Origin of the sequence: Streptomyces sp. KLMMK, assembly GCF_036961605.1 — a bacterium.
GTDB classification, from domain to species: Bacteria; Actinomycetota; Actinomycetes; order Streptomycetales; family Streptomycetaceae; genus Streptomyces; species Streptomyces telluris.
In genome coordinates this window covers 1-13,853 of record NZ_JBAMDC010000163.1, presented here as the reverse complement: position 1 = coordinate 13,853, position 13,853 = coordinate 1, and the positions used below count along the sequence as shown (strand labels likewise).

Below are 13,853 nucleotides of genomic sequence, written 5' to 3'. Positions count from 1 at the left end.
CCTGGTGGCGCTCGGCAGCCCCGGCATGCGCGCCGACTCGGCGGCCGGGCTGCACACCGGTGCCCGCGTCTGGGCCGCCGCGCGCAACTCCTCGGACTGGATAGGCAACGTCCCCAACGTCGACCTCTTCGGCCTCGGCCACGGCACCGACCCCACGTCCCCGGAGTTCGGCGCCCGCGTCGTCCCCACCCACGGCGCCCACGGCCACACCGGCTACTTCGCCCCCGGCACGGACTCCCTGCGCAACTTCGCCGACATCGCCCTCGGCGCCTACGCCTCGGTCCGCTGAACGGCCCGGTCCGCGGGGGCTACGGCTCCCTCGCCGGGGGAGCGGCGCGCAGCACCGCGTCGAGCAGCCCGGGGAAGCGTGCGTCGAGGTCCTCGCGGCGCAGTGAGACGGCCTTCGAGCGGCCCGCTTTGTGCTCGCGCGTGATGCCGGATTCGCGCAGCACCCGCCAGTGGTGCGTGGCCGTGGCCTTGGTGATCTCCAGCGGAAGGCTGCCGCAGGTGCGTTCCCCGGGCGAGGCGTCGAGCTCGCGCACGATCCCCAGCCGCACCGGATTTCCCAGGGCGGACAGGACGTCCTCGACGAGCAGCTGATCGCGGTCGGGGTGGTAGGTGGCCATGAGGACGATCGTACGACGGATTTCGTACCGAGGAAGGTTCGACTGTACGGTTTTATTCGTACTGTCGTATGTGAGCATCCCGGAAGGTGTCATGCCCCCCACCCCTGTCTCCAGCCCCACCCCCGTCGCCGTCGTCACCGCCGCAGCCTCCGGCATCGGCCGCGGCATGGCCTCCGAGCTCGCGGCCGCAGGTCACCGGCTCGTCCTTCTCGACATCGACGGCGCCGTCCACGATCTGGCCCGCGAGCTGGGCGGCAGTGCGGTGACCGGCTCGCTCACCGACCCCGGCGACCTGGCACGCCTCGTCGACCACGCCCTGGAGCGCCACGGCCGCATCGACGCCGTCGTCAACGGAGCCGGTCACGCGAGGAACGACGCGCTGCTGGAGGTCACCGACCAGGACTGGCACGACGGGCTCGACATGCTCTTCCTCGGCGTCGTCCGCATGGCGCGCCTCGTCACGCCGCACATGGAGCGGGCCGGAGGCGGCGCCTTCGTCAACCTCTCCTCGTACACGGCCTTCGAGCCGCTCGGCATGATCCCGGTCAACTCCAGCCTGCGGGCCGCGCTCACGAGCTTCACCAAGCTGTACGCGGACCGGTACGCGGCCAAAGGCATCAGGATGAACAGCATCCTGCCGGGCTACGTCGACAGCTGGCCCGAGCAGCCCGAATTCCTCGCGCGCATCCCCGCGGGCCGGTACGCCACCGCCGCGGAGGTGGGCAAGCTGGCCGCGTTCCTCGTCTCGGACGCTGCCGCGTACATCAACGGGGAATCCATCCGCATCGACGGCGGGGCGGGCCGTTCGCTCTGATTCCGCACCCCGGCCCATGGAGAAAAACCGCCAAGGTTTCTTTGCAAAGAAACCTTGGCGGTCTAGGGTGCGGGGAATGACCGATGCCGTTCTCGATGCCAAGGGCCTGCGCGCCCTGGCACACCCCGTACGCGTGCAACTCGTCGGACTGCTGCGGATGCACGGCCCGTCGACGGCCACCCGGCTCGCCGAGCGCCTCGGCCTGGCCTCCGGGGCGACCAGCTACCACCTCCGGCAGCTCGCCGCCGCGGGCTTCGTCGCGGAGGACACCTCGCTGGGCAACGCCCGCGAGCGCTGGTGGCGCGCCGTCCACGAGAACACCGTGATCGACAACGCAGACGTAGCCGAGCAGGAGCCCGAGGCCATGCTCGGCTACGTCCAGGGCATCGTGGCCGCCCACACCCTGCGTACCCAGCTGGCCGTCGCCGCGTACCCGGCCCTGCCGAAGTCCTGGCGGGACGCGTTCGACCTGAGCGACTGGAGCCTGCGGCTCACTCCGCAGGAAGCCGTCGAGCTGTCGGGCGAGCTCCGAGCGGTCGTCGAGCGCTACCGGCAGCACGCACCCGGCGCCGGCGCCCCTTCCGGTAGCGAGCACGTCTCGCTCATCCTGCACCTCCTGCCCGACTCCGCAGCGGCGGAGGGCGCCCCAGAAGACGGCGCGGACGGGCAGGGGGAGTCATGACGCCGCCGGCCCCGCGGCGCGGCCGGATACCGGGCCGTCTGCCGTACCCCCGGCGCCCGGGCGGAGCCCCCGACGCCCCTTGCCCGGGTCGCAGTATCCGCCCGCTCGCCGGAGTCCTCACGGCAATGGCCGTCTCTTTGACGGGCACGCGCGTCTCGGCGGTCGCCCTGCCGTGGTTCGTGCTCGTCACCACCGGCAGCGCCGCGCAGACCGGACTCGTCGCCTTCTGCGAGATGACCCCGTACGTCCTGGTCAAGATGTTCACCGGCCCCCTGGTCGACCGCGTCGGACCGCGCGTCGTCTCCTGGACGACCGACACCCTCAGCGCCGCCGCTGCCGCGTTGATCCCCCTGCTCCACGCCCTGGATCTGCTGTCGTTCTGGCTGTTGCTCGGCCTAGTCGCGGTGATCGGTGCCGCGCGCGGTCCCGGCGACCTGGCCAAGGAGATCATGGTGCCGGAGGCGGCGGAGTACAGCGGCGTCTCTCTGCAACGGGCGACCGGCCTCTCCGGCGTCACCGAGCGCCTCGCTTCCACGGTCGGTCCGGCGGCCGGCGGTGCGCTGGTGGCGCTGCTCGGGCCGATGGCCGGCCTGGTCGTCAACGCCGTCTGCTTCGCCCTGGGTTCCCTCGTGATCGCGCTCGTGCTCCCGCGGGGCACGGGTCTCGCGGTCCCGTCCGGCGACGCGCCCACGGACGGCGGGGCAGGCGAACCGGCAGGCTATTGGCGCCGTTTCGGCGAAGGCTTCGCCTTCCTGCGCGGGGAACCCCTGCTGCTCACGATCATCGTCACGGTCGGCGTCACCAACCTCCTCGACGCGGGCTTCATGGCCGTCCTCGTCCCCGTGTGGGCCGAGGGATCCGGCGGCGGACCCGCGGCCATCGGTCTCACCAGCAGCGCGGCGGGGATCGCGGCCGTCTGCGGCAGCCTCGTGGCCGCCGCGCTCGCCCACCGGCTGCGCCGCCGCCCCGTGTTCTTCGCGGGCTTCCTGCTCGCGGGAGCACCGAGGTTCGTGGTGCTGGCCTGCGAAGCGCCGTTGTGGGTGGTGCTCGTGGTGTTCGCGGTCGGCGGTTTCGGCGGCGGCTTCCTCAACCTCATTCTCAGTGCCGTGTCCTTCGAGCGGGTGCCGCGCGCTCTGCTGGGCCGGGTGCGCGCGCTGGGCGACTCCCTGGCCTGGGCAGGCATCCCCCTCGGCGGCCTGCTCGCCGGACTCGCCGTCACCTCCGCCGGCCCGGTGCCCGTCCTCCTGGCGGGCGGCGCGGTGTACTTCCTCACCACCAACCTGGCCGCGCTGCGTCCGGAGTGGCGCGGGATGGACCGTCGGCGCGGCGCCCGTACCCCTCGCGAAGTGCCGGAGGACGCCGCCGTGTGAAGTTGATCATTTCCGACCTGAGGCGGATGGCAGGAGTGTCACGGTCGCATAACGTGATGATCATGTTGTGGAAATCGCGGAAGACATCGCGGCGGTCCTTCGTGGCCGCCGCGCTCCTCGTGGCCTTCGCCGCACCCCAGATGACCGCCGTGGCCGCGGCGGCGGAACGGGCCCCCGGGCCGGCGGCGCCCGGGACCCCGGCCGAGGTGCCGGCGCCGACGGGCAAGTCGCCCGTCGGGACGAAGACCCTGCACCTCGTCGACACCTCGCGCCCCGACCCCTGGAAGCCCGCCGCCGGCAAGCGGCAGCTCATGGTCTCGCTCTGGTATCCGGCGCGGCACCAGGGCGACCGGAACGCCCCTTACGTGTCGAAGGAGCTGTCCAAGGCGGTCGTCGGCATGGAGGAGCTCGCCGGCGTCCGCACGAACGCGACGCTGGGCGCCGAGCCCGCCCGCAAGCCCCGGCCGCTGGTGGTCCTTTCGCCGGGCTTCGGGATGAGCCGGCTGACGCTCACCGCGCTTGGCGAGGACCTCGCGTCGCGCGGGTACGCGGTGGCCGCGGTCGACCACACCTACGAGGCCCCGGTCGAGTTCCCCGGCGGGCGCATCGAGACCTGTGAGATCTGCGCGAAGCCGGACATGGCCGCCGTCGTGCGGAACCGGGCGAAGGACTTCTCCTTCGTCCTCGACCGGCTGACCGCCCCCGGCAGCCCGCTCGCCGTCGACCGGAGCCGGATCGCCGTGGTCGGCCACTCCATCGGTGGCGCGAGCGCGGTGGAGGCCCTGCGCAGCGACAAGCGCGTGGACGCCGCCGTCAACCTCGACGGCAACTTCCCCACCGACCTGCCCGCCGACGGGCTGAAGAAGCCCGTGATGCTCTTCGGCGCACAGCGGTCCGGCGATGACGCGGAGAACTGGAACAAGAACTGGCAGCGGCTGACGGGCTGGAAGCGCTGGCTCGACGTGCCCGAAGGCGGCCACCTGACGTTCACTGACGCCCCCTGGATCGTGGACCGGTTCGGGATGACCGACCAGATCCCGCCGGACCGGGTCCACGGCGCCTATGGCAGCCTGAAGGGCACCCGCTCGACCGCACTCACCCGCGCGTACGTGAACGCGTTCGTCGACCGGCACCTGCGCGGCACCCCGAGCCCGCTCCTCGACCGGCCGTCCGCGGCCTACCCGGAAGTCAACATCCTCAAGAAGTAGCGCACATCCCGGCCCGGGGGTGGCACCAGTGCCACCCCCGGAACGGATACCAGGGGGGTCGATCGCGGCCGCCCCGCCCGGGAGCATCGAACCGTCACCACGCACCAGGAGGTTCGATGTTCGAGCTCAGGAAATCGCGGCGGACCGTACCGGCGGTCTCCGTACTCTCCGCCGTGTCGGCCGCGCTCGCCGCGGTCGTCGCGGCCGCAGTGCTCCCGGCGGGAGCAGCCGCTGCGCAGCAGGGCGCGCCCGCGCAGCCGCGCCCGGCCGCGGCCGTGACCGTGCCCGAGCGGTACACCTCGCAGAAGCTCGCATGGCAGCCCTGCCCCGAGCTGGCCACCATGGAGTGCGCGGAGATGACCGTCCCGCGCGACTGGCATGCCCCGGACGCCGGCAAGGACCTCACGATCGCCGTGTCCCGCGTGCGGGCGAGCGACCCCGCCCACCGGCGCGGGGTGCTGATGATGGCCGCGGGAGGCCCCGGCGGCAAGGGGCTGCTGCGGCCGGCAGGCGTCGCCCGGAAGGCGCCCGCGATCGGCGCCGTCCACGACATCGTCAGTTTCGACCAGCGCGGTGTCGGCCGGAGCACGCCGCTGCAGTGTCAGACCCAGGACGAACTCGACGCCTTCTTCGCGGGCGACTTCCGCGACCGCTCGCCCGCCGCCGTGCAGCGCGTCGTGGACAACTCCCGCAAGCTCGCCGACGCCTGCCGCGACAAGCACGGCGACCTCCTCCCGTACATCACCACCGAACAGACCGTGCGCGACATGGACCTCTTCCGGGCCCTGCTCGGCGAACGGAAGATCTCCTACTACGGGGCCTCCTACGCGACCATGGTCGGCGCGTACTACGCCACGCTCTTCCCGCAGCGCGTCGAACGCGCCGTCCTGGACAGCAACATAGCCTTCGGCGGCACCTGGGAGGACTTCGAGAAGGGCCAGCCGAAGAGCTTCCAGCGCCGCTTCGAGCAGGACTTCCTGCCCTGGCTCGCGAAGAACGACGCCACCTACCACTACGGCCGCACCGCGGCCGAGGCGAAGGCCACCTGGGAGCGGCGCCGAAGCGCGCTGCGCGACCACCCGCTCAGCCCGGGCGAAGGCAAGAGCAAGTCGCTCGACCCCAACCGCTTCGACAGCGGCACCATCCAGGCGATCTACGATTCCCAGGAGGGCTTCCCGGCCCTCGCGACGGCGCTCGCCGCCCTGGAGCACTGGGGCACGGCGGCCCCCGCCGAGCGGAAGCTCGTCGACACCGTCTTCGGCTCCTACCTGAGCACCAACTTCTTCGCCGAGTTCCTCTCCGTGACCTGCGCCGACACCCCGTGGAACCGCGACACCGGCTCCTGGGTCCGGCGCAGCGCCGAGGACACCGCCAAGTACCCCCTGATGGGTGCCCGAGAGCTCGCCTTCGCCTCCGCGTGCGCGGCGTGGCCCGCCTCCCCGGCGCCGCGCGTCAAGGTCACCGGCAAGGGCCTGCCGCCCGTCCTGATGCTCAACTCCCTGCACGACCCGGCCACGTACTACGAGGCTGCGCAGCGCGCCCACAGGGACCTGCGCGGCTCGCGCCTGGTCACGGCCACCGGCGGCGACCACGGCGTCTACCTGGGCGGCAGCGCCTGCGCCGACAGCATCGTGAACAAGTACCTTCTCTCCGGAGAGCTGCCCGCCCGGGACGTCACCTGCGAGGACGCGCCGCTGCCTGTGCCGGCGGCGAAGTAACCGGAGGCGGGGCCGCCCGCCGCCACCGCGGCCGCAGCAGAGGCGCTACAGCTTGCGCTCCAGCAAATGCGCGGAGAGCGCGACGAGTTCACCGACCGCGCCCTCCGCGAGGCCGGAGCCTTGCAGGCAGTCATGGGCGGCCGCCGCATGCCGGTGCGCCTCCTCCAGAGCGAACTCCCGGCCCCCGGCCGCCTCGACCAAGCCGGCCGCGCGGTCCGCGGCCCCGGCGTCCGGGGGCGTGTCCGGGCCCAGCAGCCGGGCCAGCTCGCGGGCGGCCGCCCCGTCGTCCAGGGCGACGGCCGCCAGCACCGGCAGGGTCTTCTTCCGCCGCAGCAGATCGCCGTGGACCGGCTTGCCCGTCGTCCGCGGGTCGCCCCAGATGCCCAGCAGGTCGTCCACGATCTGGAACGCCGTGCCGAGCCGTCGCCCGGCCTCGGCGAGGGCACCCGTCTGCAGAGGCGGGGCGCCCGCCAGCACCGGTCCCAGGGACAGGGCGCAGCCGAGCAGGGCACCGGTCTTGCGGGCCGCCATCGCCTCGTACTCCGGTATGCCGACCGCCCCCCGCCCCGTCCACGGGCGGTTCTCGAACAGCAGGTCGTCGGCCTGCCCGCGCACCAGCTCGCCCAGGCAGTCGGCCAGGTGCGCCACCGCCCGGCCGGCGTGCTCGCCCCCGGCCTCGGCGACCGTCCGCACGGCCAGCGCGAACAGGGCGTCGCCCGTCAGGACGGCCGGCCCGGTGCCGAACGCCTTCCACGCCGCGGGCCGGTGCCGCCGCCGCTCGTCGCCGTCCATGATGTCGTCGTGCACCAGCGAGAAGGTGTGCACCAGCTCCACGGCCACCGCCGCCTGCACCGCGGTCCCGAGGGGAGCCCCCACCGCCTCCGCGCCGAGCAGGGCGAACGCCTGGCGGACCCCCTTGCCGCCGGGGGACGGGCTCGGCGTGCCGTCGGCCTCGCACCAGCCGAAGGAGAAGGCCGCCATGCGGGCCGGCAGCGGGTGCAGCGTCGCCACGGCGGCTCTGAGCGCGGGTTCGGCCAGCGCGCGTGCGCGGGCGAGCGTCTGGGGAGCGGGGATCCGGAGTGCGGTCTGCGGGGGCACGGGGCCGGCCTGCGTGGGCATGGTCGTTCTCTCTCCTGTCGTGGGCTGCCGCGGAAGGCCCCTGTCGTGGGCTGCTGCCGCGGAAGGACGTGCTGTCAGGCGGCCGGACGGGCCGCCGGGGCCGCCGCCGGCTCCGCCGCCATCCCCAGCTCGGCGCGCGCCGCCTCGACCATCCGCCGGGCGTGGAGCAGGCCGATCCGGTCGAGCGTGCGGTGCAGGTCGTCCAGCTCGGCGGACGTCTCGGCGCGGTCGTGCCCCAGCCGGGCCCGGCTCTTGACCAGCCCGAGCCGGGCCAGGGCCGTACCCCGCGGCTCCGCCATCTCCCGGAACTCCTCCAGCGCGCCGCGGTAGCACTCCTCGGCCTCCGCGTAACGGCCCGCCCGGAACAGGACGTTGCCGCGCATCTTGTGGTTGTAGGCCAGAGCGCTGACGAGCTTCATCCGCCGGCACGTCCCCTCGGCCTCCGACAGCAGCGCGAGCGCCCGCTCGGTCTCACCCCGCAAGGACAGCACATCGGCGATCCCGCGCAGCGCCCACGCGTGACCGCGGGCGTCGTCGGCCCGGCCCGATATCTCCGCCGCCTCCTCGAACATGGCCAACGCGGTGTCGTACGAGCCCGAGTTGCGGTGCATCTGCGCGATGCCCTCCAGCGCCCACACGGTGTGCCGGGCCTCGCCGCGGCGCCGCGCCTCGGCCAGCAGCTTCTCGTGCAGTTCGCCGACAGCCTGGTAGTCGCCCTGGATGCGGCCGGTCTCGGCGAGGCCCGCCAGGGAGTAGCCGCGGGCCACGATGTCGTCGCCCCGCTCGGCGAGTTCGGCGGCGATGGCGAGCCAGCGCCGGGCCAGGGCCAGGGCTCCGCGCTGCCGCGCGAGCGTGCCGCCGCTCCACACGGCCCAGGCCATCGCCCCCAGGTCCGCTGCCTGCCGCGCGGCCCGGTAGCTCGCCTTCCACGCGCGCTCGGCGTCCTCCACCCGGCCGAGCCGACGGCTCGCCTCCGCGACGGCCAGCCCGGCGTGCGCCATGTCGAGGGCGGAGCCGTCCAGTTGGGCGCGCTGCTGTTGTTCCACCGCCTTGGCCAGCACTTCCTCGAGCGAGGCGTTCACAGAGAGGTCTTCCAGGGAGCCCCGGTACTCGGGGGCGAATGCCTTGCCGTACATGGTTCAGCCTCACTTCGGGATCACTCGGGGAGGGCAGGGGGCGCCCAACCGTTGATCAAGAAGCTATGGCCTCGAACCACCCTGAGTAGTCAGACCAGGAGGCGGCGTCCCGTACATCTGAAGTCCGGTGCAGACGGCACGGGTCATACGAGAGATGTACGAGCGCAGGGCGAAGCAGGGCATGCGCGAGGGCTCACTCGGAGCCCTGACGCGCAGGCGCTGCAAGGGTGTTCGTCATGGAGGTCCGGGGAGGGCGCCGGGATTCCCGTTACCCGCGCTCCCGGCATTGCCCGCGGTGTTCCCTCCGACCGCTCCCGCCCCTCCCGGGGGAGCCACGGAAGCCTTACCCTTCTCCTCGGGCGTCTTCGAAGCCGCCGGTCCGGACGGCCCGCCGGTGACCGAACCCGTCGTGCCGCTATTCGAGGCGGACGGCTTACGGGTCGGCGACGGCTTTACCCGGCCCTGTCCGGACGACGTTCCGCCCTTTCCGCTGCTGCTTCCCCCGCCCGTGGTCGTCGAGCCCTGCCCGCCCCACTGCGAGGTGGCGCTCTGACCTGGCTTGACGGGGTTGCCGTCGTCCACTGCGGCTTTCACACCGATGACTGCGGCCACAATGGCACCGGCGGCCCCGATGACGGCCCCGACGATTACTGCGAAATTGCCCGGTCCATTGGCGGAACCCCGACCACCGCCCGGGCCTCGACCGTATTGGCTCACTCGACCCCCCGAGGTGAAAACCCGAGGGCAAATGTACGCGCGAAATCCACGGGTGTGCTATGCACCGGAACGGGGCAGATGCTGTTTCTCTGCCACAGGATTTGTACAGTGTGCGGCGGGGAAAACCGGCTGGTACAGGCGTTCGGCTCCACGGGGGAGCACGGGATGGACGGGGGCGGGGCCATGAGTGAGCCGAGTGCGCTCAAAACGCTGGGGACGGGGATCGGCTGGCGCCCGGAGATAGCCGGTGCCGTGGCGGCGGGCCCGGTCCGTGCCGACTGGGTGGAGGTCGTCGCGGAGAACATCTGCCCGGGCCACCTCCCCGCTCCGCTCCAGGAGCTGCGCGAGCGCGGCACGACGGTGATACCCCACGGGGTCTCCCTCGGCCTCGGCGGCGCCGACCGGCCGGATCTCGCCCGGCTCGCCGCGCTGGCCGAGCGCGCCGAAGCCCTCGGCTCGCCGCTCGTCTCCGAGCACATCGCCTTCGTCCGCTCCGGGGGACCGCTGACCGGCTCCCCGCGGATCGAGGCCGGCCACCTGCTGCCGGTGCCCCGCACCCGCGACGCCCTGGACGTCCTGTGCGAGAACGTCCGCATCGCGCAGGACATGCTGCCCGTCCCGCTCGCGCTGGAGAACATCGCGGCCCTCCTGCCCTGGCCCGGCGAGGAGCTGACCGAGGGGCAGTTCCTTGCCGAGCTGGTCGCCAGGACGGGCGTGCGACTCCTGATCGACGTCGCCAACCTCCACACGAACCACGTCAATCTGGGCCACGACCCGGCGGCCGCCCTGGACGAACTTCCGCTGGAGGCCATCGCCTACGTGCACGTGGCCGGAGGCGTCGAGCAGGGCGGGCTGTGGCACGACAGCCACGCCCACCCGGTGACCGGCCCCGTCCTCGACGTCCTCGCCGAGTTGTCCGCCCGCGTGACGCCCCCGGGCGTCCTCCTGGAGCGCGACGACGCCTTCCCCGCACCCGAAGAACTTGCCGCGGAACTGGACGCGATCAAGGCGACGGTGGCGGGTGCGGGTGCCCGGCGCTCCTCCCGGCAGGACCTGCGGCGGAGGGCGGCGCACAGTGTCTGAAACCGCACTTGAGACCACACCCGAGACCACACCCGAGACCACACCCGAGACCACACCCGAGACCGCACCCCAACCCCGGACCACACCCGAGGCCGCCCCCGACGCCGCCCGGCGGCGCCTCGCGCACGCCCAGCACGCCCTGCTCTCCGCCCTCGTCGCGGACGCACCCCCGCCGCCCGGCTTCGATCCGCAACGGCTGCGGGCGCAGCAGCAGGCGCTGCTCGGCAAGCGCGCGGACGTCGTCGCGAAGGTCGCGCCGGAGCTGCCCGAGATCCTCGGGGCGGACTTCCGGCGGCTCTTCCTCGCCCATGCCCGCGGCCGTCCGATGAGCGACGGCTACCGCCAGGACGCCCTCGACTTCGCCGAGGCGCTCCTCAAGGCCGGCGACGTCCGGACCGGCGACGTCCGGACCGACGGCATCCGAACCGACGACGTTCGGACCAACGACCGCCGGACCGAAGGCATTCGGCCCGACGGCATCCTCACCGATCCCGGGCAGCGGGAGCGCCTCGCGGCGTGGACGGCCGCCCGGCACGGCGCGCCGCCCGCCGTCTCCGCCCCGCTCCCGGCCCGCCTGGCGTCGGCCTGGCACATCTTGCGCTCGCGCGTGACCCGAAAGGCAGCCGCCCTATGAACGCCGGCATCGTCGTCGCCTCCCTGGTGACCCTCCTCGCCCTCGTCGCCCCGTCGGCCTGGCTCGTCGTGGCCCGCCGCCGCGCCCTCGCCGACCCGCCGCCCGCTCAGGGCGAGCCGGAGCTGCCGGAGGTCGCGTACCTGCTCGGCGGCCGCGGCCGCGTGGTGGACACCGTCATCGCGGGCATGTGCGACGACGGGCGGATATCCGTGAACGAGAGCGGCAAGCTCAAGGTCGAGCGGGCCCTCGCCTACAACGCCGTGGAGCGCGCCCTGCTGGGCCGCTGCGGCGCCGACTGGAGCACCTCCCTGCGCAAGGTCCGCACGTCGCTGCAGTTCGACCCGGCCGTCGACGCCCTCGAAGGCGCCCTCGTCCGGCGCGGGATGCTCATGTCGCCCGTGGCGAAGGAGAAGTGGCGGCGCGCCGCGGACGTGCAGGTGGGCGGGCTCGTCCTCGCGGGCGTCGGCGTCGTGGCCCTGGCCGTCATGCCCGGGAGCTTCGTGACGCCCTTCGTCGTCCTCGACCTCCTCGTCGCCGGCATCGTGCTCCGCGTCCGGTGCCGGCCGGCCGGGCCGAAGGCGCGGCCCACCCCGCGCGGCAAGGACTTCATCAACCGGACGCCGACGACCGGTCCCTGGAGCGTACGGTTCTCGGCCACGCACCCGGAGGGCATCGCGGGCGTCGTCGCCGTGCACGGTGCCGGCGGGCCCGAGCCGGACCAGCCGTTCCTGAGTCAGCTGAGGCAGGCGGCACTGCCGAGCACAGGCCTGGGCAGCGGGCACCCCTACGCCAAGAGCGCGAAGAAGCCGGCTTCCCGGAAGACCTCGAAGTCCTCTTCCTCCTCCGCGTCCTCGTCGTCCCACACCAGCGCCGGGTACGGCTGCTCCGGCGCATCGAGCTGTTCCGGCCACTCCGGTCATTCGAGCTGCTCCGGCTCCAGCTGCTCCTCCTCCAGTTCGAGTTCCAGCTGCGGCGGCGGCAGCAGCTGCGGCTCGTGAACGGAACGTTCCGGGCAACTGGTAGCTTCACCCCGGTGATCATCCGCAGTGCCGGTCCCCGGCGCTGCGGATCGCCGTGCGCGTTTCGCCGCGCGGCGCGTTCCCGGTCACCTCCGCACCCCCGACCAAGGAAGCACATTGGCCCGCCTCCGGCTCCGCCGTTTAACCCGTCCCGCCGTCTCCGCAGCGGTCTCCGCCCTCGCCCTGGCCGCGCTCCCCGCGGCCCCGGCGCTCGCCGACTCCTCGGCCACCCCGCACCTCGACGCCGTCGAGCAGACCCTCCGCCAGGTCTCGCCCGGTCTCGAAGGGCGCGTGTGGGAGCGCACCGCCGGCAACGCGCTGGACGCCTCCTCCGGTGACCCCGCCGACTGGCTCCTGCAGACCCCCGGCTGCTGGGGCGACGCCACCTGCGCCGAGCGCCCCGGCACGAAGCGGCTGCTCGCCAAGATGACCGAGAACATCTCCCGGGCCACGCGCACGGTCGACATATCCACCCTGGCGCCCTTCCCCGACGGGGCGTTCCAGGACGCGATCGTCGCCGGTCTGAAGAAGTCGGCCGAGAACGGCAGCAAGCTCAAGGTCCGCGTGCTGGTCGGAGCCGCGCCGGTCTACCACATGAACGTGCTCCCCTCGAAGTACCGCGACGACCTGCGCGACAAGCTCGGCAAGGCCGCCGACAGCGTCACCCTGAACGTCGCGTCGATGACCACCTCGAAGACCGCCTTCTCCTGGAACCACTCCAAGCTCCTCGTGGTGGACGGGCAGTCGGCGATCACCGGCGGTATCAACAGCTGGAAGAACGACTACGTCGACACCACCCACCCGGTGTCCGACGTCGACCTCGCCCTGACCGGGCCCGCCGCCGGGTCCGCCGGCCGGTACCTGGACCAGCTGTGGACCTGGACCTGCGGGAACAAGAACAACATCGCGAGCGTCTGGTTCGCCGCGTCCGACGGCGCCGCCTGCATGCCGACGATGGAGAAGGACGCGAACCCCGCCGCCGCCCCGGCCACCGGGAACGTCCCCGTGATCGCCGTCGGCGGTCTCGGCGTCGGCATCCAGGACTCCGACCCCTCCTCGTCCTTCCGGCCGGACCTGCCGACGGCGCCCGACACCAAGTGCGTCGTGGGCCTGCACGACAACACCAACGCCGACCGCGACTACGACACGGCCAACCCCGAGGAGAGCGCCCTGCGCGCCCTCGTGGCCAGTGCGCGCAGCCACGTGGAGATCTCCCAGCAGGATCTCAACGCCACCTGCCCGCCGCTCCCGCGCTACGACGTCCGGCTCTACGACGCGCTCGCGGCGAAGCTGGCCGCCGGAGTCAAGGTCCGCATCGTGGTCAGCGACCCCGCCAACCGCGGCGCGGTCGGCAGCGGCGGCTACTCGCAGATCAAGTCGCTGAACGAGATCAGCGACGTCCTGCGCAACCGCCTCGCGCTGCTCACCGGCGGTCAGCAGGGCGCGAAGACGGCCATGTGCGGCAACCTGCAGCTGGCCACCGCCCGCAGCTCGGACAGCGCCAAGTGGGCCGACGGCAAGCCGTACGCGCAGCACCACAAGCTGGTGTCCGTGGACGGCTCGGCCTTCTACATCGGTTCGAAGAACCTCTACCCGTCCTGGCTGCAGGACTTCGGGTACATGGTGGAGAGCCCGGAGGCCGCCCAGCAGCTCGACGCGAAGCTGCTGGCCCCGCAGTGGAAGTACTCGCAGGCCACGGCGACCTTCGACTACGCCCGCGGGATCTG

At 72.9% G+C, this 13,853-nt stretch carries 11 protein-coding genes and 1 pseudogene; 9 read left to right on the top strand and 3 right to left on the bottom strand.

Annotated features, from left to right (window positions below; translation table 11 throughout):
* Window positions 1–289 (top strand): alpha/beta hydrolase (locus V7793_RS21845; RefSeq protein ID WP_336009046.1); only part of this gene is annotated, 289 nt, incomplete at its 5' end.
* 19 nt (window positions 290–308) lie between these two features.
* Here the strand turns inward: V7793_RS21845 and V7793_RS21840 are convergent.
* Window positions 309–626 carry an ArsR/SmtB family transcription factor gene (locus V7793_RS21840; RefSeq protein ID WP_336009044.1) on the bottom strand — a complete coding sequence of 106 codons (318 nt, stop codon included), beginning with the start codon at window positions 624–626 and terminating at the stop codon, window positions 309–311.
* A 91-nt stretch (window positions 627–717) separates the two neighbouring features.
* Here V7793_RS21840 and V7793_RS21835 point away from each other — a divergent pair, with 91 nt between their 5' ends.
* From V7793_RS21835 to V7793_RS21815, 5 genes are all read left to right on the top strand, one after another.
* Window positions 718–1,440 (top strand): SDR family oxidoreductase, encoded by a 723-nt coding sequence (locus tag V7793_RS21835; RefSeq protein ID WP_336009042.1) that lies wholly within the window; start codon window positions 718–720, stop codon window positions 1,438–1,440.
* A gap of 76 nt (window positions 1,441–1,516) precedes the next feature.
* Entirely contained in the window at window positions 1,517–2,122 is a 606-nt protein-coding gene (locus tag V7793_RS21830) for an ArsR/SmtB family transcription factor (protein WP_336009040.1), read from the top strand.
* Complete coding sequence (locus V7793_RS21825) at window positions 2,119–3,492, top strand: MFS transporter (RefSeq protein ID WP_443057962.1); 1,374 nt, start codon at window positions 2,119–2,121, stop codon at window positions 3,490–3,492. Before V7793_RS21830 ends, V7793_RS21825 begins: the two co-directional genes overlap by 4 nt.
* Before the next feature lie 62 nt (window positions 3,493–3,554).
* Window positions 3,555–4,700: an alpha/beta hydrolase family protein gene (locus V7793_RS21820; RefSeq protein ID WP_336009036.1), complete on the top strand. Its 1,146-nt coding sequence runs from the start codon at window positions 3,555–3,557 to the stop codon at window positions 4,698–4,700.
* Window positions 4,701–4,816: 116 nt separating this feature from the next.
* Window positions 4,817–6,418 (top strand): alpha/beta hydrolase, encoded by a 1,602-nt coding sequence (locus V7793_RS21815; protein WP_336009034.1) that lies wholly within the window; start codon window positions 4,817–4,819, stop codon window positions 6,416–6,418.
* A gap of 45 nt (window positions 6,419–6,463) precedes the next feature.
* Here V7793_RS21815 and V7793_RS21810 read toward each other — a convergent pair whose 3' ends face one another.
* A complete protein-coding gene (locus V7793_RS21810; protein WP_443057963.1) occupies window positions 6,464–7,516 on the bottom strand; it encodes a polyprenyl synthetase family protein in 1,053 nt (350 codons plus the stop codon).
* 95 nt (window positions 7,517–7,611) lie between these two features.
* Window positions 7,612–8,673, bottom strand: coding sequence for a tetratricopeptide repeat protein (locus V7793_RS21805; RefSeq protein WP_336009030.1), 1,062 nt, complete (start codon window positions 8,671–8,673; stop codon window positions 7,612–7,614).
* Window positions 8,674–9,573: 900 nt separating this feature from the next.
* On the opposite strand from V7793_RS21805, the pseudogene V7793_RS21800 reads away from it, so the two are divergent.
* The 3 genes and pseudogenes from V7793_RS21800 to V7793_RS21790 form a co-directional block, all read left to right on the top strand.
* Window positions 9,574–11,107 (top strand): annotated as a pseudogene (locus V7793_RS21800) (multinuclear nonheme iron-dependent oxidase).
* Complete coding sequence (locus tag V7793_RS21795; protein WP_336009028.1) at window positions 11,104–12,105, top strand: TIGR04222 domain-containing membrane protein; 1,002 nt, start codon at window positions 11,104–11,106, stop codon at window positions 12,103–12,105. The pseudogene V7793_RS21800 and the gene V7793_RS21795 overlap by 4 nt, the downstream one beginning before the upstream one ends.
* Window positions 12,106–12,243: 138 nt before the next feature.
* A partial coding sequence (locus tag V7793_RS21790) for a phospholipase D-like domain-containing protein (RefSeq protein ID WP_336009027.1) occupies window positions 12,244–13,853 on the top strand: 1,610 nt, incomplete at its 3' end.